At 63.4% G+C, this 23138-nt stretch carries 21 protein-coding genes; 16 read left to right on the forward strand and 5 right to left on the reverse strand.

All coding sequences use genetic code 11. The annotated features are described in order from the left end of the window. The 4 genes from FJ951_RS26130 to FJ951_RS26145 form a co-directional block, all read right to left on the reverse strand. Positions 1–954: DHA2 family efflux MFS transporter permease subunit (locus FJ951_RS26130; RefSeq protein WP_140517999.1), on the reverse strand; the 954-nt coding region annotated here is incomplete at its 3' end. Continuing rightward, positions 951–1976 carry an HlyD family secretion protein gene (locus FJ951_RS26135; RefSeq protein ID WP_281405596.1) on the reverse strand — a complete coding sequence of 342 codons (1026 nt, stop codon included), beginning with the start codon at positions 1974–1976 and terminating at the stop codon, positions 951–953. The genes FJ951_RS26135 and FJ951_RS26130, both read right to left, overlap by 4 nt. A gap of 281 nt (positions 1977–2257) precedes the next feature. Continuing rightward, on the reverse strand, positions 2258–2386 hold the full coding sequence (locus tag FJ951_RS29045; RefSeq protein WP_281405595.1) for a hypothetical protein: 129 nt from the start codon (positions 2384–2386) through the stop codon (positions 2258–2260). A gap of 151 nt (positions 2387–2537) precedes the next feature. Next, positions 2538–5006 carry a membrane-bound PQQ-dependent dehydrogenase, glucose/quinate/shikimate family gene (locus FJ951_RS26145; protein WP_140518001.1) on the reverse strand — a complete coding sequence of 823 codons (2469 nt, stop codon included), beginning with the start codon at positions 5004–5006 and terminating at the stop codon, positions 2538–2540. Positions 5007–5201: 195 nt separating this feature from the next. On the opposite strand from FJ951_RS26145, the gene FJ951_RS26150 reads away from it, so the two are divergent. Genes FJ951_RS26150 through FJ951_RS26205 form a run of 12 tightly spaced genes read left to right on the forward strand, consistent with a single transcriptional unit; the run spans position 5202 to position 17103 of the window. Continuing rightward, positions 5202–5858 carry a cytochrome c3 family protein gene (locus FJ951_RS26150; RefSeq protein ID WP_140518002.1) on the forward strand — a complete coding sequence of 219 codons (657 nt, stop codon included), beginning with the start codon at positions 5202–5204 and terminating at the stop codon, positions 5856–5858. Further along, positions 5842–8817, forward strand: coding sequence for a TAT-variant-translocated molybdopterin oxidoreductase (locus FJ951_RS26155; protein WP_140518003.1), 2976 nt, complete (start codon positions 5842–5844; stop codon positions 8815–8817). The genes FJ951_RS26150 and FJ951_RS26155 overlap by 17 nt, the downstream gene beginning before the upstream one ends. Next, entirely contained in the window at positions 8810–10183 is a 1374-nt protein-coding gene (nrfD, locus tag FJ951_RS26160) for an NrfD/PsrC family molybdoenzyme membrane anchor subunit (protein WP_140518004.1), read from the forward strand. Before FJ951_RS26155 ends, nrfD begins: the two co-directional genes overlap by 8 nt. Further along, entirely contained in the window at positions 10180–10707 is a 528-nt protein-coding gene (locus FJ951_RS26165) for a DUF3341 domain-containing protein (protein ID WP_140518005.1), read from the forward strand. The genes nrfD and FJ951_RS26165 overlap by 4 nt, the downstream gene beginning before the upstream one ends. Continuing rightward, positions 10704–11240, forward strand: coding sequence for a cytochrome c (locus tag FJ951_RS26170; protein WP_140518006.1), 537 nt, complete (start codon positions 10704–10706; stop codon positions 11238–11240). Before FJ951_RS26165 ends, FJ951_RS26170 begins: the two co-directional genes overlap by 4 nt. Continuing rightward, complete coding sequence (locus FJ951_RS26175) at positions 11237–12367, forward strand: hypothetical protein (protein ID WP_140518007.1); 1131 nt, start codon at positions 11237–11239, stop codon at positions 12365–12367. The genes FJ951_RS26170 and FJ951_RS26175 overlap by 4 nt, the downstream gene beginning before the upstream one ends. After that, positions 12360–12860, forward strand: a complete 501-nt coding sequence (locus FJ951_RS26180; RefSeq protein ID WP_140496129.1) for a hypothetical protein — start codon at positions 12360–12362, stop codon at positions 12858–12860. Before FJ951_RS26175 ends, FJ951_RS26180 begins: the two co-directional genes overlap by 8 nt. Continuing rightward, a complete protein-coding gene (locus FJ951_RS26185) occupies positions 12857–13609 on the forward strand; it encodes an SCO family protein (RefSeq protein ID WP_140518008.1) in 753 nt (250 codons plus the stop codon). The genes FJ951_RS26180 and FJ951_RS26185 overlap by 4 nt, the downstream gene beginning before the upstream one ends. After that, on the forward strand, positions 13606–14565 hold the full coding sequence (gene coxB, locus FJ951_RS26190; RefSeq protein WP_140518009.1) for a cytochrome c oxidase subunit II: 960 nt from the start codon (positions 13606–13608) through the stop codon (positions 14563–14565). The genes FJ951_RS26185 and coxB overlap by 4 nt, the downstream gene beginning before the upstream one ends. After that, on the forward strand, positions 14562–16205 hold the full coding sequence (gene ctaD, locus FJ951_RS26195; protein ID WP_140518010.1) for a cytochrome c oxidase subunit I: 1644 nt from the start codon (positions 14562–14564) through the stop codon (positions 16203–16205). Before coxB ends, ctaD begins: the two co-directional genes overlap by 4 nt. Next, positions 16202–16843 (forward strand): cytochrome c oxidase subunit 3, encoded by a 642-nt coding sequence (locus tag FJ951_RS26200; RefSeq protein ID WP_140496125.1) that lies wholly within the window; start codon positions 16202–16204, stop codon positions 16841–16843. The genes ctaD and FJ951_RS26200 overlap by 4 nt, the downstream gene beginning before the upstream one ends. 5 nt (positions 16844–16848) lie before the next feature. Further along, positions 16849–17103 carry a cytochrome C oxidase subunit IV family protein gene (locus tag FJ951_RS26205; RefSeq protein ID WP_140522223.1) on the forward strand — a complete coding sequence of 85 codons (255 nt, stop codon included), beginning with the start codon at positions 16849–16851 and terminating at the stop codon, positions 17101–17103. 28 nt (positions 17104–17131) lie between these two features. Here the strand turns inward: FJ951_RS26205 and FJ951_RS26210 are convergent, their stop codons facing one another. Then, complete coding sequence (locus tag FJ951_RS26210; protein WP_140496123.1) at positions 17132–17569, reverse strand: GFA family protein; 438 nt, start codon at positions 17567–17569, stop codon at positions 17132–17134. A 642-nt stretch (positions 17570–18211) separates the two neighbouring features. Here FJ951_RS26210 and FJ951_RS26220 point away from each other — a divergent pair. The 4 genes from FJ951_RS26220 (at position 18212) to FJ951_RS26235 (ending at position 23084) form a co-directional block, all read left to right on the forward strand. Continuing rightward, a complete protein-coding gene (locus FJ951_RS26220; RefSeq protein WP_140496121.1) occupies positions 18212–19747 on the forward strand; it encodes a sugar ABC transporter ATP-binding protein in 1536 nt (511 codons plus the stop codon). Continuing rightward, positions 19744–20736, forward strand: a complete 993-nt coding sequence (locus tag FJ951_RS26225) for an ABC transporter permease (RefSeq protein ID WP_140518011.1) — start codon at positions 19744–19746, stop codon at positions 20734–20736. Before FJ951_RS26220 ends, FJ951_RS26225 begins: the two co-directional genes overlap by 4 nt. Further along, positions 20733–21761 carry an ABC transporter permease gene (locus tag FJ951_RS26230; protein WP_181172283.1) on the forward strand — a complete coding sequence of 343 codons (1029 nt, stop codon included), beginning with the start codon at positions 20733–20735 and terminating at the stop codon, positions 21759–21761. The genes FJ951_RS26225 and FJ951_RS26230 overlap by 4 nt, the downstream gene beginning before the upstream one ends. Before the next feature lie 102 nt (positions 21762–21863). Continuing rightward, positions 21864–23084 carry a sugar ABC transporter substrate-binding protein gene (locus tag FJ951_RS26235; RefSeq protein WP_246671785.1) on the forward strand — a complete coding sequence of 407 codons (1221 nt, stop codon included), beginning with the start codon at positions 21864–21866 and terminating at the stop codon, positions 23082–23084. Positions 23085–23138: the final 54 nt, after the last annotated feature.

A 23138-nucleotide genomic window follows, 5' to 3' on the forward strand; every position in this document is an offset into this window, starting at 1 on the left:
GTAGTCGAAGGTGGTCTGCTGGAGCTGCGGCAATATCTGCGTGGTGCTGAACAGCACCGCGCCGACCGCCATCATCACCAGGAAGGATGTGCCGAACTGGCGGGTGAAAACCAGCTGCATGTCGACGATCGGATCGCGATGGCGAAACTCCCAGGGGATCAGGAAAAGGAACGAGACGGCCGAGATCACGGCGAACGTCGTGATGAAGCCCGAGGCAAACCAGTCGTTGCGCTGGCCCTCGTCAAGGAAGATCTCAAGGGATCCGAGCGCCAGCACGACGAAGATGAAGCCGACCCAGTCGATCTTGAGGCCATCCTTCAGCCTCTCCTGGCGCTCGCGCTCCAGCACGTCTGGTTCGACCAGCAGCCATTGCACAAGGGCCAACGACATGATGCCGAAGGGCACGTTGATGAAGAAGATCCAGTGCCAGGAGAAATGGTCGGTCAGCCAGCCGCCGATGGTCGGCCCGACCGTCGGTGCAACGATGACGGCGATGCCGTAGAGCGCGAAGGCCTGCGAGCGTTTTTCGGGCGGGAAAGTATCGGCGAGGATCGACTGCTCGCTGGGTGCCATCCCACCGCCGCCCAGTCCCTGAAGGATGCGAAACAGGATCAGCATTTCCAGGTTCGGCGCGAGGCCGCAGAGCAGCGACGCGAGCGTGAAGGTAGCGACGCAGATCATGTAGTAGCGTTTGCGGCCGATCACGCCGGCGAGCCAGCCGCTGATCGGGATGATGACGGAATTGGCGACCAGATAGGTGGTGATGATCCAGGTGCTTTCGTCCATTCCGGCCGCGAGGCTGCCGGCTATGTTGCGCAGCGCCACATTGGCAATGGACGTATCGAGCACCAGCATGAAGGTGGCGATGGAGACGACGATGGCGATAAGCCAGGGATTGCGCCCGCCCGCGGCGGACCGGCTTTCGCCGGCTTGCGCGGTCGCCTGGCCGGTCATCGCACCTTGACCGTCGGCACGACGGACATGCCGGGCCCGAGCAGCAGGCCGGTCTTCTTGTCGAAGACGATCTTCACGGGCACGCGCTGCACCACCTTGACGAAATTGCCGGTCGCGTTCTCTGTGGGCAGCAGGCTGAAAGCGGTTCCGCTGCCGGCCTGGATGCTGTCGACGTGGCCCCTGAAGGTCTGCTCCGGGTAGGCGTCGATATCGATCTCGACGGGCTGGCCAGGCCGCATAAGGTCGAGTTGTGTTTCCTTGAAGTTGGCCTTCACCCACACGTCCTCGGGCACGAACATCATCAGCACTTGCCCCGGTTGGGCATATGCGCCCACGGCGGCGGATATGTTCGTCGCCCGTCCGGCCACCGGAGCGGTGATCGAGGTGCGGGAAAGCGCGGTGCGGGCCTGCTCTTCGCTGGCATGGGCCTGGTCGAGTTTTGCCGCCACGCTTTTGCGCTGGGCCTCGAGGACGGCGACTTGTCTCTGGGCCGCCACGACGTTCGCCTGCGAGCTGTCGAGCATCGCCTGGGCCTGGCGAAGCGTCGAGGCAGCCTGTTGCGCCTGCTGCAGCGTTCCGGTTCCCTTGGCAAGCAATTCGCTGTTGCGCTGATTTTCGGCTTTCGCGAAATCAAGCGCTGCCCGGCCTTGCGACACCTGCTTCTGGGCTTGGTCCACCTTGGCCTGCTGCGCTTCGATCTGGGCTGCGATGTCAGCGGTTTCGGCGTCGGCCTGCGCCACCTGCGCCTGAACCTGCTTGAGGGATGCCTGATAATCCCTGTCATCGATGCGCAGCAGGACATCGCCGGCCTTTACGCTCTGATTGTCGGTCACCGCCACATCGGTGATGCGGCCGGCGATTTCGGCACCTATGGTTACGGTACGGGCGTCGATGAAGGCATCGTCGGTCCATTCATACTGTCGCGCCTGGAGCCACCAGATTATCGCTGCGGCCGATGCCAGCAGCAGAACAAGGATGACCGCCGCGGTGACGTAGGGGTGCCGCCTGAGCGAGCCGAACAGGCCCTCTTTGTTCCCGGCGGAAGCATCGAGGTCCTGTTTCGGTTGTGGGCGCGACGAGGCGCGCTTCGGTCGTGCATCGGGGCGACGTTTTGTTTGAGGTCTTTCGTCGACCGGTGCGACGTCTGGAGAGTTCGTGTCCACGTTAGCGGTCCGCGGTAGGGTTGGTGCGGCAAAAGCCGCGTACTGGAAGGACGTAAATCAACGGACCCGCGTCCGAAAAAGTTCCTGTTTCAGATTGAGGGTTTGTGGCCGGCCGCGCTAGGCGAAGTGCAGCAGCATCATCACCAGCGCGATGCCGACAAGTCCCGCAATGAAGATGATACGGCGCGTTCGCGTTCGCAGGATAATCTCGCCTTGCCGCGCATCCTCTGCGGAAAAACAGGCCCCTCTTTGTCGGGATCGTTGCTCATGAGCTGCTCCTTCCGACGAATTTGGAGTGTCTCAGGCAGCTAAACCTGCTCATCCCGGCAAGGTTCCCCAGAAATCACGGGAGCTGACGGCCGGGGTCACGCTTTGCCAGCCGACAAGCGCAAGCCAGTCCGGGCCACGCCGGGCGCGCCATCAGTCGGCCGGCAACGCATAGGCGATCACGTCGTCGCCGACCTTCGTCTCCATGAAATGATGACCGCCCGGCGCGATGACGACATATTGCCGGCCGCCGACCTCATAGGTCATTGGGGTGGTCTGGCCGCCAGCGGGCAGATCCGTCTGCCAGACCACCTTCCCGGTCTTGATGTCGATGGCGCGCAGCTTGTCGTCCGTCGCCGCCGCGATGAAGATCAGGCCGCCGGCGGTCACGAGCGGCCCGCCATTGTTTGGCGTGCCGATATCCAGCGGCAGCATGGACGGGATGCGCCAGGGGCCATTCTCGACCGCCTCGCCGAGCGGCTTGTCCCCGAGCGTCTTGCCTGTCTTCAGCTCGATGGCACGGATATGGCCGTAAGGCGGCTCGGAACAAAGCAGCCCCGTCGAGAGGCGCCAGCCCGCGTTGACGGCAATGGCGTACGGCGAACCCATCTGCGGGTCACCCATGTCCTTGGCCCTTTTCGAAGCGCCGCCCTGTTCGATCGACCTGAAGCCTATCTGGTCCGCCTTTTGGCGCGGTATCAACTGATCATAGTTGGGCATGTCGTTGTAATTGGCGACCAGGATGCCGGCGTCGGTGTCGACGGCAACGCTTCCCCAGTCGGAGCCGCCATTGTAGCCGGGATATTCGATGAAAGGCTTGTCCACCGTGGGGGGCGTATATTCGCCCTGGTAGGAAGCCTGCCGGAACTGGATGCGGCAGTAGAGCTGGTCGAGCGGACTCATGCCCCACATATCCTTCTCGGTCAGCACAGGCTGGTCGAGATGGGCATAGCCGGAATAAGGCTGCGTCCTGGACAATTTCTCTGGTTCGACGCCGCCCGACGGCACCGGCCGTTCTTCGACCGGGAACAGCGATTTTCCGGTCTTGCGGTCGAGCACATAGATCTGGCCCTGCTTGCTGGGCACGATGATTGCGGGAACCTTTCCGTCGGTAGACGGAATATCGACGAGCGTCGGCTGCGAACCGAGGTCATAGTCCCAAAGGTCGTGATGGACGGTCTGAAAATGCCAGACCGGCTTGCCCGTCGTGACATCGATGGCGACGATTGAGGAATTGTATTGGTTTTCGAAGTCCTTGCGATCGACACCATAATAGTCGACGGCGGCGTTGCCGAGCGGCAGGAAGACATAGCCGAGCTGCGGATCGGCGGCGGCTACGGTCCACATGTTCGGCGTGCCGCGCGTGTAGGTATCGCCCTGGGGCGGTGCGCCCGTGCGGTCCGGATGGCCCATGTCCCAAGCCCAGACCAGTCTCCCCGACATCACGTCATAGCCGCGCACGACGCCTGACGGCGCATCCTCGGCCTGGCCGTCCAGTACCTGGGCGCCAAGCACGGCAATGCCGCGCACGACGGTCGGAGGCGCCGTCACCGAATACCAGCCGGGCACGGTCTTGCCGAGCCCCTGGGTGAGATCGACGACGCCCTGCTGGCCGAAATCGCCACATGCCTTTCCGGTCCTGGCGTCGATGGCAATCAGCCCTGCATCGAGCGTGCCCCACAGGATGCGTGTTGCGCATGGTCGATCGGCGCTTGCGCCTGGAACGGCGTAGTAGGCGACGCCCCGGCAACTGGCGCCGTATGGGATGGCGGCGTCGGATACCTTCGGATCATAGCGCCACTCCTCCTTGCCGGTTGCCGCGTTGGCCGAGATGACGATGCCCTTGGCCGAACATGCAAACAGGTGCCCGTCCACTTCGAGGGGCGTGTTTTCCGGGGAGTATTTGTCGGTCGCCGCCTTGCTTGGCATATCGCCCGTGTGGAAATCCCAAACTTTGGTCAGCTTCGCGACGTTGTCGGCGGTGATCTGTTTGAGAGGCGAATAGCGGGTGGCAAGTTCCGAGCCGCCATAGACGGGCCAATTCGGTCCAGCCTGGTGTATCGCGACATCGGGCTGAGGGCTGACCGGAGACTGACCAGATGCGCTTCCTGCGGCGGGTGGCGTGACCGGGGCAACCGGGGATGCCTCCTGGGATTGTGCCGAGGGCGTGAAATGCTGAAGCCCGATCGCGCAGCCGACAATGAAAAGGGCAGCGGATGCGGTCGCGCAGCCGCGGTCGCGAACCCGTTTCGCGTGCCCGGCGCGAAAGGCGGGCAAGGTCAAAAGAACGAAGATCAGGATGACCGTCGGCGCGAGCACCCGGGGCATCAACCCCCAGCCGTCCATGCCGATTTCCCAATAAGCCCAGGCGAGCGTCGCGATCCAGGTCAGCACGTAGAGCCAGACTCCGGCGGCATTGCCGCTCAAAAGCAAAACACCCGCCGCCAGGAGAGCCACTCCGGTGGGCAAATAGTACCAGGAGCCGCCCAGCGCGATGAGCCAGGCGCCGCCTGCGCCGATCAGCAAACCAAGTATTGCCAGCAGCACACCCACGAACATGGTCCACCAGAAGGCGACGCCGGAGCGACGCCTGTCGGCGAGATTCGGATTGGCAGAAGTCATGACAGCATTTCCATTACGACAGGCTCATGATTATTTCGAACGCTGGCCGTCCCGCATGGTTGCGATCGGCCGCGGTTTTCGAGGGTGCTCCTAACTCACCATTTTGTGAGCATTCCGCGCCGACGGAACCTTTGTCGCTTTGCCGCCGTTAGGCGCTCGATCCAAAAGCTTGTTCCAAGCGAAAAATCGGCGAGGATGCCGCAGGTCTTTTCCAGCAACGCCAATGGGATTGCCCGCTTCTTTCTGTGGGGTGTTTGCTGTTTCGCGCTTCTGGCGGCCGTCGGCGGCACGGCGTTTTTGCGTTCAGGGTTCGTTACCGGCGTGGGGCAACCGGTGGCCCAGGCCGTTCCGTTCAGCCACAAGCATCATGTCGGCGATATCGGACTGGACTGTCGTTATTGCCACAACGGGGTCGAGACATCAGCCTCGGCGGGGCTGCCGGCGACAGAAGTGTGCATGACCTGTCATTCGCAGCTCTTCACCAATGCCGAGATGTTGGCGCCGGTGCGCGCAAGTCTCGCTTCGGGACAGCCGCTGCAATGGCAGCGGGTCAATTCGGTGCCGGATTTCGTTTACTTCAACCACTCCATCCATATCGCGAAGGGCGTCGCCTGCGAGACCTGCCATGGCGCGGTCGACGACATGCCGCTGACGCGACGGGCGCATTCATTGTCGATGGAATGGTGCCTTGGCTGCCACCGGGACCCAGGTCCCAACCTTCGCCCGCCGCGGGACGTTTTCCTGATGCACTGGAAGCCGCTTGACGACATCGAGCAGATCCGGCGTTCCCTGATCGGCGTGCTCGACATTCATCCCGAGACCATGACGGATTGCTATGTCTGCCACCGTTGACCGAAATCCGGCTTTCGATCTTGCGGCATTGCGGCTCGCCGCGGCGGGGCGCGAGCCATGGCGAAGCATGGGCGAACTGGCTGACACGGCGGAGTTCCAGCGCTTTGTGGAGGCGGAATTCCCCGCGATGGCCGATCGCCTTCAGCCTGGCTTCGACCGGCGCACCGTCCTGAAACTGATGGGTGCATCGCTGTCGCTGGCCGGACTGGCCGCCTGCAGCGAGGCCGAGAGCATCGTGCCTTATGTCCGCCAGCCGGAGAACATCATTCCCGGCCGGCCGCTCTACTACGCGACAGCCCTCTCCAGCGACGGCTACGGCATCGGAGCCGTGATCGAGAGCCATGAGGGCCGGCCGACAAAGGTCGAGGGTAACCCGGATCATCCGGCATCGCGCGGCGCCACCGATGCCGTCATGCAGGCGGCGGTGTTGTCGCTGTTCGATCCCGAGCGATCTCGCACGCCGCTCAAGCTGGGCGAGCCCGCAAGTTACGATGAGTTCCTGAAAGATATCGCCGAACTGGCTGGTGGATTCCTCGCTTCAGGCGGGCAAGGGCTGGCATTGCTGCTCGAGGCGACGACATCGCCGACGACGAAGGCGCAGATCGCGGCGCTGAGGGTGCGCTATCCCAGACTTCGCGTCTTCCGCCACGATCCGCTTGCGGCCAATTCCGGTGAACAGGCAACGGGTACATTGTTCGGCAGGCCGTTGACGGCGATCTACCGTTTCGACCGCGCCGATGTGATCGTCAGCCTGGATGCCGATTTCCTGGGCGATGGGCCGGGGCGCCTGGCCTATGCTCGTGATTTCGCGCAGCGGCGGCGGGTGCGCAAATCGACGGACACGATGAGTCGCCTCTATGTCGTCGAGACGACTCCCACCATCACGGGTGCTGCCGCCGACCATCGCCGAGCTATCAGGTCAAGCGCCGTCGCAAGCGTTGCGGCGGCGATCAAGGCCGCCCTCGATGGCGACAATGCCGCGGCCGGCTTGTCGCCGCTCGATCCGGAGTGGATAAAGGCGCTTGCCGATGATCTGCACAGTGCCGGCCGCAATGCGCTTGTGGTGGCCGGAGCGCACCAGGCACCGATCGTGCATGCCTTGGCCCTAGCGATGAATGCCAGGCTTGGTGCCCTTGGCAACACGCTGCAATTGATCGAGCCGCCTGATGCCATGCCGGTGGATGGCGATCTTGCCACGCTCTGCCGGGCCATCACGGATGGTTCGATCGACAAGACCGTCGTGCTCGGCGCCAATCCCTTGCACACGGCGCCATCGGACATCGATGCGCGGAAGGCTCTTTCGAGCCTGAAGCTTCTTGTCCACTGGGGACTCTACCGCGATGAGACGGCGTTTCTGGCTCGCTGGCATATCCCAGCCGCGCACGAGTTGGAGAGCTGGAGCGATATCCGGGCCTATGACGGTACGGTCTCGATCGTGCAGCCGCTCATAGAGCCTCTGTTCGGTGGCAAGAGCCTGCATCAGTTGCTTGCCGCGCTGGGCGGTGAATTCGGCCCCAATGCGCAGGCACCGGTGCGCCGGACGTGGGCCGCCATGGACGAGGTGGCCTGGCGCAAGGCGCTGCGCGAGGGCATCGTGCCGAACACTGCTGCTGGTCCCGCTGCCGTTTCGGCACCGCCGGATAGCGATGGCTCGGCACCCAATGCCGCCACCAAGGGGTTGGAGGTTCGCTTCGTCGCCGATCCCTGGCTTCGCGACGGCCGCCACGCCAATTCATCCTGGCTTCAGGAATTGCCCCGGCCGTTAAGCAAGCTCGTCTGGGGCAATGCGGCGCTGGTCTCGCCAGCCACCGCGCAGCACCTGAGGCTCGAAAACGGGCAGGTGGTCAACCTGGCGCGGGACGGCAGGACGCTGGACGCACCCGTCTGGATCACGCCGGGACAGCCTGACGACACAGTGACGCTGTCGCTCGGTTTTGGACGCAAGGCCGGCTCGGTGGCGGCACTCGCGGGCGGCTACGATGCCTTCGCGATCCGGACCAGCGATGCGCCATGGTTTGCCGACGATGTCGTCCTGAGCCCGCGCGGCGGTTCGGCGCGTGTAGTCACGACCCAACATCATCAAGCGATGGAGGGCAGGGCGATCATCCGCCATGCTTCGCTCGATGCGTTCAGGGCAAATCCCCATTTCGTGCGCGACCACGCGCCCCCAGCGCCCGTGGAATCGCTCTACCCCGACTGGAGCTACGACCAGGAAGCCTGGGGCATGTCGATAGACCTGTCGGCCTGCATCGGCTGCATGGCCTGCGTGTCGGCCTGTCAGGCCGAGAACAACATCGCAACGGTGGGGCCGGACGAGGCGGCACTCGGACACGAAATGCACTGGCTGCGCGTCGACCGCTACTATGCGGGCGGGATCGACGGTCCGGACATGTTCTTCCAGCCAGTGCCGTGCATGCATTGCGAGAAGGCCCCCTGCGAGGTCGTCTGTCCGGTCAATGCGACCATCCATACGCATGACGGTCTGAACGCGCAGGTGTACAACCGCTGCATCGGCACGCGCTACTGTTCGCAGAACTGTCCCTACAAGGTGCGGCGGTTCAATTTCCTGGAGTACCAGGAGTTCGACAATGACAGCGCGGGACCGGAGCAGGCCGTCCACAATCCCGATGTCACCGTGCGTTCGCGCGGCGTCATGGAAAAATGCAGCTACTGCGTACAGCGCATTTCGCAAAAACGGATCCGCGCCCAGATCGAGAACCGGGAGATCGAGGACGGTGAGATCGTCACCGCCTGCCAGCAGGCGTGCCCGACAAAAGCCATCACCTTCGGCGATCTCAACAGGAAGGATTCGCAGGTCGTCCAGGAAAAGGCCTCGCCACACAATTACGCGCTGCTCGAAGAACTGAACACAAGACCGCGCACCACCTATCTGGGCAAGGTCAGCAACCCTAACGACAGGCTCGCCGCGACATCCGGCTCGGAGGGCGGCGATGGCTGACGTGGCCGCCCGCAGGACGAGCAAAGGCATGACACCTGTGCTGCGCGGGCGTCACGATTTTCCAGAGATCAGCGGCCGTATCAGCGCGGTGGTCCTGCAAGGGAAGTTGCCGCGGTTCTTCTGGTCGGCGTTCTTCGTCTGCTTCGCATTCGTATTGCTGTTCCTCTATTCCATCACCTACCTGGTCTCGGTCGGCGTTGGCGCCTATGGGGTCAACATTCCCGTGGTCTGGGGCACGATGATCTCGAGTTTCGTGTGGTGGATCGGCATTGGCCATGCCGGTACGCTGATCTCAGCGGTGCTGCTGCTGCTGCGCCAGCCCTGGCGCGCCTCGATCAACCGCTTCGCCGAGGCGATGACGCTGTTTGCCGTGGCGATGGCCGGCCTCTACCCTATCCTGCATCTTGGCCGGCCGTGGTTCTTCTATTGGCTCCTGCCCCTGCCCAACACCCACATGCATTGGCCACAATGGCGCAGCCCGCTGGTCTGGGACTTCGCCGCGATTTCCACCTACGCCACCGTCTCGCTGCTGTTCTGGTACACGGGATTGCTGCCTGATCTCGGCGTGCTGCGCGACCGGGCGAAGTCGCGTGGCGGGCAACTTTTCTACGGCGTCCTCGCGCTGGGCTGGCGCGGCTCGGCCTATCATTGGGCGCGCTATCGGACGGTCTATTTCCTGATGGCGGCACTCGCAACACCGCTGGTCGTTTCGGTTCATTCGATCGTCGCTCTCGATTTCACCTTCGCCATCACGCCGGGCTTCCATTCGACGATCTTTCCGCCCTATTTCGTCGCCGGCGCGCTCCTCTCCGGCTTCGCCATGGTGCTGACCATAGCCATTCCCTTGCGCTGGGCATTCGCTGTGGAAGACCTGATCACGCCGCGCCACATGGACAACGCCGCCAAACTGATGATCGCGGCCGGCATGGTCGTCATTTACGGCTATGCATCGGAAGCGTTCTTCTCCTGGTATTCGGGTGAGCCTTACGAGCGCGCGATGATGGTCCAGCGCGCCGTCGGCCCTTATGCGCCGCTGTTCTGGACCATGCTCTTCTGCAATTGCGCGGTGCTGCAACTGCTTTGGTTTCGCCGTGTGCGATCCAATATGCCGCTGCTGTTTTCGATCGCTCTGGTCATCAACATCGGCATGTGGCTCGAACGCTACATCATCGTGGTGACCGGCCCGAGCCGCGACTACCTGCCGTCGTCCTGGGGCGAGCAGTCGCTGACCTGGCTCGATTTCGGCATCCTGTTCGGATCGATCGGCACCTTCTTCGCGCTGGTCTTCCTGTTTATCCGCATCCTGCCGGCGATAACCATCTTCGAGGTCGAGGAACTGGCCGAGCAGAAAGGCGGCGCGGCATGAGCGTCCATGGCGTCATCGCGGCTTTCGCCGATCCGGATGCGCTGACCAGGGCGGCGCAAGCGATGCGCGACAAGGGGTACCGGCATATGGATGCGTTCTCGCCGTTCGAGGTGCACGGCCTGACAGACATATTGGGCATGCGAAAGACACGGCTGCCATGGGTCATGCTGGCGGGTGGCGTCGCCGGCGGCGTGCTGGTGTATGCATTGATCCTTTATTCCGTCGAGATCGACTATCCGGTCAATGTCGGCGGCCGGCCGCTGCATTCCTGGCCGCCGTTCACGGTCATCGCCTTCGAAGCCGCGATCCTGGCCAGCGTGTTCGCCGGCTTCTTCGGCATGCTGGCCGAGAACCGGCTGCCGCAATATTATCACCCCGTCTTCAACGCCGAGAGCTTCACCTACGCGAGCGGCGGCAAGTTCTACCTGCTGATCGAGGCCACCGACCCGAAATACCGCAAGGGCGTCACCAAGGGGCAGCTGACACGGCTTGGCGCCGAGACGGTCGAAGAGGTGGCGATATGAACCCGCGGCTGCTTTTGCCGGTTTGCCTGCTCCTCGGCGCCTGCAAGCAGGACATGGCCGACCAGCCTCGCTACGATCCGCTCGAAACCAGCAGAGAGTTCGCCGACGGCATGTCGGCAAGGACACCGGTCGAAGGCACGGTGACGCGCGACGCCGACCTGGCGGCGACGCCGGACAAATTCCCGTACCCGATCACCATGGCGCTGCTTCAGCGTGGGCAGCAACGCTTCGATATATTCTGCTCTCCCTGCCATGGCCGCACCGGCGACGGGCACGGGATGGTGGTCAGGCGTGGTTTCCCGCCGCCTCCGACCTACCATCAAGATGCGCTGCGCAAGGCGCCGGACCGGCATTTCTACGACGTCATCACCGACGGTTACGGTGCGATGTATCCCTATGCCGCGCGTGTCGAGCCGCGGGACCGCTGGGCGATCGTGGCCTATATCCGGGCGCTGCAATATTCGCGACATGCTGCGGCCGGCACGCTGCCCGAATCCGTTCGCGCGAAACTCGATGCCGAGGCGGCACGATGAAGCGCGCCGCCCGGCCCGACGACCACCTCGTCCTGCTGCTCGCAGCCGCCGCCGCAGGGCTCTCTCTGTGCGCGGCCGGGCTGTTCGTCGCCCCGCGCGCGACACTGGCCGGCTGGCTGATGACGGCGGTGTTCCTGCTCGGATTGCCGCTTGGCGCAATGACCCTGCTCATGGTGCACGGGCTGACCGGGGGGCGCTGGGGCGACGCGTTGCGGCCGCCGCTGCGGGCCGCCGTCGCGACCTTGCCTGTCGCGCTGCTGTTGATGCTGCCGGTGCTTGCGCGGCTCGATCTGGTCTTTCCCTGGGCAGGAGCCGACCCGGCGCTGACGGAAGCGGTGCGCCAGAAAATGACCTATCTCAACGTGCCATTCTTCGTCGTTCGTTTCATCGTCTATGCTGTCGTCTGGCTGGCGCTGGCCTGGCTTGTACTTGGCTGGACGGCGCCCGGTTCGGCCGCAAGCAGGACCGGCGGCGGCTACGCCATCGGGCTCGTCGCGCACGGCTTTGCCGTGACGGTGTTTGCCATCGATTGGATGATGTCGATAGAGCCGGATTTTTCCTCCACCATCTATGCGATGCTCGAAGCGGCGGCCGAGGTCGTCGGCGTGTGCGGGCTGGCGCTGGCGGTGCTCTCGGCCGGCCGTGCGATCGAGTCGGCGCCGGGTGGCGAGGAGGACGTGGCGCTCGGCGAAGACCTCGCCAACATGATGTTCGGCTTCATGCTCATCTGGGCCTATCTGGCATTCATGCAGTGGCTGGTCGTCTGGGGCGGCGACCTGCCCGACGAAATCCATTGGTATGTCATCCGTGGTCGAAATGGCTGGCAGTATCTGCTTTGGCTGCTGATCGCGCTGCAATTTGCCTTGCCCTTCGCCGGTTTCCTGAACCGCTCCGTCAAGCGCAGCCGCGTTGGCCTGATAGGGCTCGGCGCGTTCCTGCTGGCCGGACATTTCGCCGATGTCGCCTGGCGCGTCCGGCCGGCTTTGTCCGCCCTCGGTGCAGGAGTGTCGTGGCCGGACCTCGCGGCAATGGTCGGCGCGGGCGGCATCTGGTTCGGGTGCTTCGTCTATATCTGGACCAGGCCTGATCGCATCGTCGTCTGGCGCGGGAGGCTGGCCCGTGGCTAAGGTCGTGCGTCATCCCGAAACACGCGATGTCTGGCCGAGGGCGCTCGTGCTCATTGGCCTCGGCCTGCTTGTCTTCCTGGCGCTCGCCGCGCTTGGGCTGAGACTGATTTTCGATACGGCCCCGTTCTGGCCACTTGCGGGCACGCAGATGAACGGCAGCGCCGCAGGTCCCGCCTTGCAGGATTTCCCCGGGGCCGATCTTGCCGCGTTCCGTCAGCAGGAAGATCGTGAACTCGGCATGCTTGCATGGGTCGACCGCAATGGTGGCATCGCGCGCATTCCGATCGACGACGCCATGAAGCTGATCGCCGCGCAGGGACTGCCGGAGGCGGTAACGCCCGCTGCGGCCGGTGAGGACTGCGCCTTGCTCGAAGGCCAGGTTCCGCGCGCGCCGCAGGCCGGCATTTGCCGCGCCCGAGCGGACGCGGCGCAGCCAAACGCCAGGGCGCCGCAGCAGGGCCAGGCCGCACCGGCCATGGGGGCGAGGCCATGAGGCGTTTGGTCCTGCCGCTCGTGCTCCTGGCTGCAATGACCGCCAGCGTGCGCGCGCGGCCGGTTTTCGAACCGCAGATCGGCGCGCAGCTCAGCCTCGATACAGTCTTCCGCGAGGCTTCGGGCGGACGGCAGACGCTTTCCGGCATTCTCGGCGGGCGGCCGGCGCTGCTCATCTTCGGTTACGACAAATGCCCCAACCTCTGCGGCGTGACCCAGCAGGCGGTTGCCTCGGATCTGAACAAGACCGGCCTCGATCCCGCGACCTACCACGCTCTCTTCGTCTCGATAGATGCTTCCGAGACCGTCGCGGATGCGGCGTCCATCCAAGCCGAAGTCGGGCGGTCCGCCGGTCAGGCAGGGTTGTCCGCGTGGCGCTTCCTGACCAGCGAGGATGGCGCTGGCGCCGCCCTTGCCGTGGAGGCCGGCATCACATTCGACCGGCGCGACCGGATCTCGCAATATGTCCACCCGATCGCGGTCATCGCGCTGACGCCGCAAGGCCGCATCGCGCAAGTACTTCCGGCGCTGAGTTTCGAGCCGCGAGATCTCAGGCTTGCCCTGGTCGAGGCGTCGGCCGGGCGGCTTGGCTCCATCGCCGATCACGTCTTTCTGCTGTGTGCCGGCTTCGATGCATCAAAGGGCCAGTACACGCCAGCGGTCTGGGCAGTCGTGAAGGTGACTGGCATGGCGACGCTGCTTGGCCTTGGCGCCACCATCCTCGTTCTGTCGCGAAGGAGGCCGATTTGACGTTCGGCATCCCTTTTACGCCGCCGCAGGCCTCCTCGATTGCCGGCAGTGTCGACGCCCTGTTCTACGTGCTGCTTGCCTTCACCGTCGCGCTGGGCGTCTTCCTGACCAGCCTGGTCGTTTTCTACGCCATCAAATATCGCGCCGGCTCCAAGGTGGAGCGAACGGGGGAGCGTGCGCGCAGCACGCCGCTCGAGGTGACCTGGACAGTCGCCAGCCTGCTGATCGCTTTCACCATCTTCGGATGGGGAGCCGTGCTGTTCCTGCGCCGCGAACACCCGCCCCTTGACGCACTCGAGATCGCCGGCCTTGGCAAGCAATGGATGTGGGAGTTCCGTCATCCTGGCGGCCAGCGTGAAATCAACGAACTGCATGTGCCGGTCGGCAAGGCGGTGATCGTGTCGCTGGCATCGCAGGACGTGATCCACTCATTCTTCGTACCTGCCTTCCGGGTCAAGCAGGACGCGGTGCCGGGGCGCACCACGCATGTCTGGTTCATCGCCAGCGAGCCCGGGCGGTATCATTTGTTCTGCGCGCAATATTGCGGCACCCAGCATTCGGAGATGGGCGGCTGGGTGACCGTGATGCCGCCGCAAGAATATGCGGCGTGGCTGGGCAACCAGGGCCAGGGTGAAACGCTTGCGGCCGACGGCGAAAAACTCTTCCGCGCGCTCGGCTGCTCCGGCTGCCATGGCAATTCCAGCAAGGTGAGGGCGCCGGATCTGGCTGGGGTCTTCGGACGGCCGGTGGCCTTGGACAATCAACAGACCGTCATCGCCGACGACCGCTATTTGCGCGATTCCATCCTCAATCCGAAGAAGGAGATCGCCGCCGGGTATGAACCCGTGATGCCGAGCTTTGACGGCCTTGTCGACGAGCAGGAGCTACAGATGCTGCTGGCATATCTCAAATCCCTGTCGCCGCGAGCAACCAGGGAAAGCGGGGCGACCCAATGAGCAGGCAAGCCTTGGCGCCTTCGAGCTATCTGCATGGGGAGGCCGGACCTGCCGCCTGGCTCTTGACCACCGACCACAAGCGCGTCGCCTGGCTCTACCTGATGTCGCTGACGGCGTTCTTTTTTCTTGGCGGTGCCTTTGCCGTGATGATCCGGATCGAACTCGCGTCGCCTGCGGGCGATCTGGTGTCGGACGATGTCTATAACAGGCTGTTTTCCCTGCATGGCATCATCATGGTGTGGTTCTTCCTGGTGCCGTCGATCCCCGCGACGCTCGGCAATTTCCTGCTGCCGCTGATGATCGGCGCGCGCGATCTCGCTTTTCCGCGGCTCAATCTCGCCAGCTGGTACGTGTTCATCTTCGGCAGCGCCTTTGCCCTGGCCGCGGTGCTCGCCGGCGGTGTCGACACGGGTTGGACCTTCTACACGCCGCTCTCGACGCTCTATGCCAACGGCTTCGTTTCGATGGCCGCGCTGGGTGTCTTCATCGTCGGCTTCTCGACGATCATGACCGGCATCAACTTCATCGTCACCGTCCACACGTTACGCGCGCCGGGGCTGACCTGGTTCAGACTGCCGATCTTCGTCTGGACGATGTATGCGACCGCGCTGGTCATGGTGCTGGCGACACCGGTGCTGGCCGCCTCGCTGATCCTGATCGTGCTGGAGCGTGCCTTCGGTATCGGCATCTTCAATCCCGCTCTGGGCGGCGACCCGCTGCTGTTCCAGCATCTGTTCTGGTTCTACTCACATCCCGCGGTCTACATCATGATCCTGCCCGGCATGGGCGTGGTTTCCGAAGTGCTGCCCTGCTTCAGCAAGCGCCCGCTGTTCGGCTACAAGGCGGTGGCGATGTCTTCGATGGCGATTGCCGTGTTCGGCTTCCTGGTCTGGGGTCACCATATGTTCGTATCAGGCCAGTCGGCCTATGCCGGCATCGTGTTCTCGTTCCTGTCGTTCTGCGTCGCGATCCCCTCGGCGATAAAGGTGTTCAACTGGACGCTGACGCTGCGCAAGGGCGAAATCACTTTCGAGACGCCCATGCTTTATGCGCTGTTTTTCCTGGCGCTGTTCACTTTCGGGGGGCTGGCCGGCCTGTTCCTGGCCGCTCTCGCCGTCGACGTCCACGTTCATGACACCTATTTCGTCGTGGCGCATTTCCATTACATCATGGTCGGCGGCATGGTGACGGCCTACATGGCGGGGTTGCATTTCTGGTGGCCGAAGATCACCGGCCGCGTCTATTCCGAAACCTGGGGCCGTATCGCCGCGACCGTGACCTTCCTCGGCTTCAACCTGACTTTCTTCCCGCAATTCGTGCTCGGTTTTCTCGGCATGCCGCGGCGCTATCACACCTATCCGCCGGAGTTTCAGTTCTGGCACGTATTGTCCTCGGCCGGCGCGGTCGTTCTGGCCGTCGGCTATCTTATGCCGCTGCTCTATCTCGGCTGGTCGCTGTTTCGCGGGACGCGGGCGCCGGCCAACCCGTGGGGCGCGACCGGCCTTGAATGGCAGACGGCTTCGCCGCCGCCCCCGCATAATTTCGACACCATGCCCGTGGTCAGGCGGCCGGCCTATGATTATGCCATGAAAGGCCTGAGGCACGAGACGTTCAGCCCGCACAGGGACGAAGCCTCATGAGCGGGCCGACCGAAAGCATTGCCTTCGATACACGGGCCCGCGAGAAGGCGGCCGATGCGTTCGGCATGTGGATTTTCATCGGCTCCGAGGCGATGCTGTTCGGCGCGATCGTGCTGGTGTTCCTCTACGCCCGATTGAGCTATGGCGCGGCATTCGCCGCGGCGTCGCAACATCTGTCATTGCCGCTCGGCACGCTGAATACGGCGGTTCTGATCACCAGCAGCTTCGCGATGGCGCTTGCCCATATGTTCACGGCTGCCCGGCGTTGGCGGCCCGCCTTCTGGGCCTTGATGTCCACGAGCCTGCTTGGCTGCATCTTTCTGGTGATCAAGGCCGTCGAATACAGCAAGGAATTCAGCGAGGGCCTGGCGCCGGTGCTCGGCGCGTCGTTCCGCTTCGCAGGCCCAGATCCGGCCCATGCCGAATTCTTCTTCGCGCTCTATTTCGCCATGACATCGCTGCACGCGCTGCATCTGATAGGCGGCATCGCGGTGATTGCCGGCATGCTGTTGCTCTGGCCGAGGACCGCGCAGGCGAGCCGGGCGCGCCGCGTGCAGGCGATCGGACTCTACTGGCATTTCGTCGACATCGTCTGGGTGTTCCTGTTCCCGGTCCTCTATCTGATCAACCGGGCCTGATGACGATGAGCGACCTCGCCAAGCTCACATTCGCCTATCTCGCGCTGCTCGCCTTGCTGGCGCTTACCGTCGGCTCTTCGTTTGTCGACCTCGGTGGGTTCAATTCCGCGATCAACCTTGCCGCGGCGGCTGCCAAGACAGTGGTGATCGCGCTGCTGTTCATGCATCTGGCGGGCGAGGGCATCCTCCCCAGGCTCGCGGTCGCGGCGGTGGGCCTGTGGCTGGCCATTCTCTTTGGCCTGACCCTGATCGGGCAATAGCCTGCGGGGCCTAGTGTGGCGCGCGTCATCAACGGTCACGCGGATTGCCCAAGGCTGGATCGCGGCGCCTCGTGTAGCCGTCGACGCGCGGCAAGCCGTCGGCCATTTCGATGAATGGCAGGCGCATATCCCAATAGGCCTGTGCCTGTGGCGGAAACCGCTCCGGAGCGTCCATGAAGCCGATCGAGACATAGAGTTCGTCACGCAGGCCTTCGTCGGCGTAGAAGATCGAGGTACCGCAATCGGCGCAGAAGGAGCGGACGACCCCCTTCGTCTTCGAAAAGGTCTTCGGCTTCCCGGCGGTCAGCTCGACCTGGTGCGGACGATAGCCGATCCAGATGGTCATAGGTCCGCCGATCGCCCGCCGGCAATCGTCGTCATGGTCGAAGCAGGTCCAGAAGGGCTCTCCTTCCATCACCGCCGTGACGGCACCGCAGAAACAATGTCCGCGCTCGATGCGAGCCATGTTGCTGCCCGTTGTCAGAGACTGTCGGTCGTCAGGACGGCGCTTCCGCTGCGGTCGAGCATGAATTTTCTCCGAAGCTGTTGGGGGATCTGATCCTGCGGGGTCAACGCAGCGCCGCCAAATTGGTTTCCGGCCATAGGAGCGGCGGCGGATTCAAATCTGCGCTTCCGGCCTAGCCGCTGGAACCTGCCGGTCGAACCCAGGTTAATGACTGTGCCAAAGGAGGACCGGCCATGACTGGAAGCGAAAATCGCCGCGAGACTGGTGCCACCAAATATCCGGCCAGGAGCGACGGCGATCCCGCCGATTCATTCTCCCAGGACGCCGCAGGCAACAAGCCGCCGGCGTCCGGGCAAGGCCTGACGCGCCCTTCAGGCGAGGTGAATGAGAAAACGCATCAGTCCGAGGGGCAGAATCCATCCCGGCGGGCGCCCCCCGACCAGCCGCCCAGAAAAGGCGCCGGCTCAGCCACTTCTGAGCACTCAAAAGACGGCCAAGTGCCGCCCGGAGGCCGGGAGCCTGGTGCGTTCGACAAGAAATGAACGATTCACAATTGACAAGCCGGCGGTGCTTGTGGATTAGTGAGAACGTTCTCAGAGAACGTTCTCACCGCTGCGGCGGACTTACCTTTTGGGAGGAGGTATGGGTACCGACGAGATCCGGCTGGCTGTTCGCATCGCGAATATTGCAAAATCCTACGGACCCACAGTCGCACTCGATTCCGTCTCCATTGATCTGCGGCCAGGGGAAGTCCATGCGCTGTTGGGCGAGAACGGCGCCGGCAAATCGACGCTCGTGAAAATCCTCAGCGGCGTCGTGACGCCTGACGGCGGATCCATGTCGATCTTCGGCAAGCCTTATGCGCCGCGTGGCATCATCGATGCGCGGGCGCAGGGCGTGGCGACGGCCTTTCAGGAACTCAGCCTGCTGCCGAATCTCAGCATCGCCGAGAATCTCGTGCTGCCGAAAATGCCGAAGGGAAAGCTAGGTCTCGTCTCGCGCCGCACCGCCACGGCATCAGCTGGCAAGGTTCTTAACGACTACGCTCTCTCCCACTTTGATCCTGACACGCCCGTCGGCGTGCTTTCGCTTTCGGATCGTCAGCGGCTTGAGATCGTGCGCGCCTTCACCCATGCCTCGAAGCTCTTGATCCTCGATGAGCCGACGGCCGCGCTGGCGGACGTCGAATGGCTGTTTGAGCTCGTGCGCCGGCAGAAGAACCTGCAGACCGCCATCCTCTACATTTCCCACCGCCTCGGCGAGGTGCGCACCCTGTGTTCGCGCGCCACCATCCTGCGCAATGGCCGCAGCATCGGCACCGTCGAGTTGTCCGGCGCTTCGGACGCGAACATTTTCGAGATGATGGTCGGCCGAAGCGCGCGTGAGACGACCGCCTCGCAGCCTTTGGTCGCCGACACCGCGCCCGTCGCGCTCAGCGTTCGGGGCCTCTCCGGCGGCATTTTGCGCGACGTGTCGTTTGATGTCAGGCGAGGTGAGATCGTCGGCATCGCCGCGCTCGAGGGGCAGGGCCAGCGCGACCTGTTCAGGACGATGATCGGCCTCTCCAAGGCGAAAAGCGGCGGCATCGAGATCGACGGCGTGCCCGCCCAGATCGCTAGCCCGGGCGCCGCGCTCCATTTCGGCAACGGCCTTGCCTACCTGCCGGAGGACCGCAAGTCGGAAGGGATTTTCGCCGGCCTCAGCACCGCCAGCAACATGGTGTTGCCTATCATTTCGCGTATCGCGCAGGGTGGCGTCGTCTGGCCGGCCAGCGAGCGTCGCATTGCGAAAAAAACCGCTGAGGCGGTCGAACTGCAGGAGCGCTATCTGCAGTTCAAGATCGATGAGCTTTCCGGTGGCAACCAGCAGAAGGCGCTTCTGGCGCGCGTCATGATGACGGGTGCGCGCACTCTACTGCTTTTCGATCCGACGCGTGGAGTCGATGTCGGAACCAAGCAGTCGATCTACGAGGCGATCCGGAAGTTCGCTGCCGATGGCGGCTCGGTGCTCTTTTACTCGTCCGAACTGCCGGAACTTGTCCATCTCGCGCATCGCTGCATGGTGCTCTATGGCGGCCGCGTCTTCGCCGAATATCAGGGCGATGCCATCGATGAGCCGACTATCGTCGGCGCGCTGATCGGCCACGCTGCGGGCGCGGTGAATGGAGTGGCCGCATGACCGCGGTCCAGGCAAATCCCGCGCCCCGCCGCTCCGCGTTATGGAGGGCTGTCATCAGCGGCACCGGCATCGTGGCGATGATCTATGTCCTGCTTTATGCGCTCTACGCGTTCTGGCAACCGGATGCGCTTTCGGTCTACACCTTCACCGATCTCGTCAACAACTCGACGCCATTGGCGCTCGCGGCAGCGGGCGAGACGCTGGTCGTCATCAGCCGCGGCTTCGACTTGTCCGTCGCAGGCGTCGTCTCGCTGACCAATGTGCTGATGGCGGTCTATCCGTTCGATGGTCCGGGCGGTGCGCTGGCCAGCCTCCTGATGTGCTGTGCGATCGGCGGTGCCGTCGGGGCAATCAACGGCATTCTCGTGGCCAGGCTTGGGCTGCAGACCATCGCGGCGACGCTCGGCACGATGATCGTCTGCCAGGGGCTTGCGCTGGTTATCCTGGACGCGCCTGGCGGTATGGTTGCCGACTTCGTCACCTACACGCTGACCGACACCCTGTTCGGTATCATCCCGATCGCCGGGCTGTTTCTGGTTGCCACCATCGCGCTTTGGCTTGCCTTCCGGCGGACCAATACCGGGATCGGCCTCTATGCGATCGGCGCCGACGAGCAGTCGGCTCGCTTCTCCGGCGTGCCCGTCGCAGGGGTACGCATCACGGCCTTTGTCGGCGCCGGCATCCTCTACGGCGTCGCCGGCTTCATGCTGAGCGCCCAGACGGCGACAGGAAATCCGACAGCCGGCACGCCATTCCTGATGCTCACCTTTGCCGCGGTGGCGCTCGGCGGCACGCCGTTGAGCGGCGGCCGAGGCAGCCTCGTTGGCTCGATCCTCGGCGCCGGTACGCTGATGCTTTTGCAGAAGGTGCTTTTCTCGGGTGGGGTCTCGTCCTTCTACACCGGCATATTCCAAGGTTTCGTGCTGGTGCTTGCGATCGTGTTCGGCAGCGCCGTGGCGCGCCTGCTCAAGAAGGAAGAGATCCGGTGAACGCGCATAAGGACGTCGCAACGCGTTTCGAGGCCAATTCCGACCGGCGCGGCAGGCAAAGGCTCGACCGGGAGGTGGTGAATACGTTTGTGGTGTTTGGGCTGAGTGTCGTGCTTGTGGTGTGCTCGCGCTTCATCAGTCCGGCGCTGGGTTCCTGGGATCAGGTGCTGACGGTTCTTATCCTCGCGTCCTTCCTGATCGTTTTGTCGTTCGGGCAAGGGCTCGTCATCCTGATCGGCGGGCTCGACCTATCGGTCCCCGCCCTCATCACGCTCGGCGGCGTGTTGACGACGACTTGGATTGGTAGCGGCGATGCCGGCATCTGGTACATGCTGCCGGCCATTCTGGTCATTTGCGCGCTGGTCGGCACGATCAGCGGACTGGGAATTGTCTGGCTGAAGGTTCCTCCCTTCATCATGACCATGGCGACCTCGATCGTCGTGGCTTCGGTGGCGCTGGGCTATACCAGCGGGACGCCGCGCGGCGGTTCCCCGTCCGTCTTGCTATGGCTGATGAAGGAATGGTTCCTCGGCGTGCCGCTGGTCATCTACTTCACCGTCGTTTTCATCCTGTTCGGCTGGTTCTTGCAGAACTTCACTGCGCTCGGCCGCCGGCTCTACGCCCTTGGCACCAACAGGAACGCCGCCCTTATCGCCGGCGTCGCTGTCAATCGGCTCGAGCTCGCCCCCTATGCGATCAGTGCCACCTGCGCAGGGTTCGTCGGCATGATGCTGGTGGGCTATTCGAACGGGGCGACGCTGAGGATGGGTGACAGCTACATGCTGCCTTCCATCGCTGCCGTCGTGGTCGGCGGCTCCTCGATCCTCGGCGGCAGCGGAACTTTCATCGGGACGGTCGGCGGCGCAATTCTTCTGACGACGCTTGGCACCGTTATCTCCGCCATCGGCCTCAACGAAGGATGGCGCACCGTCATAGAGGGCGCAATCATTGTCGCCGCCCTGCTGGTGCTGCGCGGTGAATTCCTGGCCGATCTCGGAAATCGAATGCTGACGCGGAGGAAGTGACCATGCCTGTGCGTGAAATGCGTTTGTCCAATTGTGAGAACGTTCTCACAAGCTCTGGTCCGGCACCTGCAAGGGCCAAATTCCAACGGGAGGTTGATCGAAATGAGGCTGTTAAAAAGACTGGGACTGGCCGCGTCGCTGACGCTTGCCACCGCCATGGGCGTTGGGATGGTTGTCGACCATGCCCAAGCGCAGGACAAGAAGTTCAAGATATATCTGTCGCTGAGCTACAGCGGCAATTCGTGGCAGTCGGAGGCCGCGAACATCGTCAAGGCGTTGGCGCAGACGCCGCCCTACGACAAGACGGTGGAGCTGAAGGAAGTCATCTCGGGAACCGACCCCCAGGCTCAGATCTCGGCCTATGAAAGCATGATACAGGCTGGCGCCGACGGCATCATCAGCTTCCCGATCTCGTCGACGGCGCTGAACCGCACGGTCCATCGCGGCTGCCAGAAGGGCGTGCTCTTCTTCATGTACGACGCCACGGTGACCGAGCCTTGCGCCTACAATGTCAGCTATATCACCGCAGGCTTCGGCGAGAACACCGCCCAGGCCTTGGTCAATATCCTGGGAGGCAAGGGCAAGATCTTCCTGAGCCGTGGCGTCCCGGGCAACTCGGTGGATAAGCGCCACACCGACGGCGCGATGCACATTTTCAACCAGTATCCCGGCATCAAGGTCGTCGCGGAATACTACTCCTACTGGGATGACCGCACCACACAGCAGGAGACGGCCAAGGCTCTCGCTGCGCATCCCGATGTTGACGGCATCTGGGCTCAGGCAGGCGAATATGGCGCCGTTCAAGCGCTGCTCGACAAGGGCAACAAACTGGTTCCGATGACCGGCGAGAACTCGGACGGTTTTCGTCTCGGACTGGCAGACCCGAAGATGCAAGGCATGGGTCTCAAGGGTGTGTCCGCCGGTTCGCCGCCTGCTACGTCAGGCTATGCCTTCAAGCTGATGATGGAGATCCTGACCAAGAAGCGCGACCTGAAGCCGACGAACATCGAGTACCCGCTGCCTTGGGTGCCAGCGGATCAAGTAAAACCCTGCAAAGGCGATACCTTCGCCGACGGGTGCAATGTTTTCCCGTCCGACAAGGTCCCGAGTTCCTTCGTCACCGAGGTCTTCAATCCCGATTTGCTGCCGGAACTGTCGCTGCAGTCGGCGCTCGAGGGCAAGCCAACACCAGGAGCGACCATTCAGGCATTGCCCGCGGACGTGAAGCAGGCGCCCGATGCCCCTGGCATCAACTGCTCATCGTGCAAGGCTCCGGCCGACGAATACAAGCTCACCAAGATCGAGCCGACGGTAAAACCCTGACGATCAGCAATGCAACAGGTGGACGGCATCCTGCCGCCCACCTGACTCAACATA

It is taken from the genome of Mesorhizobium sp. B2-2-3 (genome assembly GCF_006442405.1).
Taxonomy (GTDB): Bacteria; Pseudomonadota; Alphaproteobacteria; order Rhizobiales; family Rhizobiaceae; genus Mesorhizobium.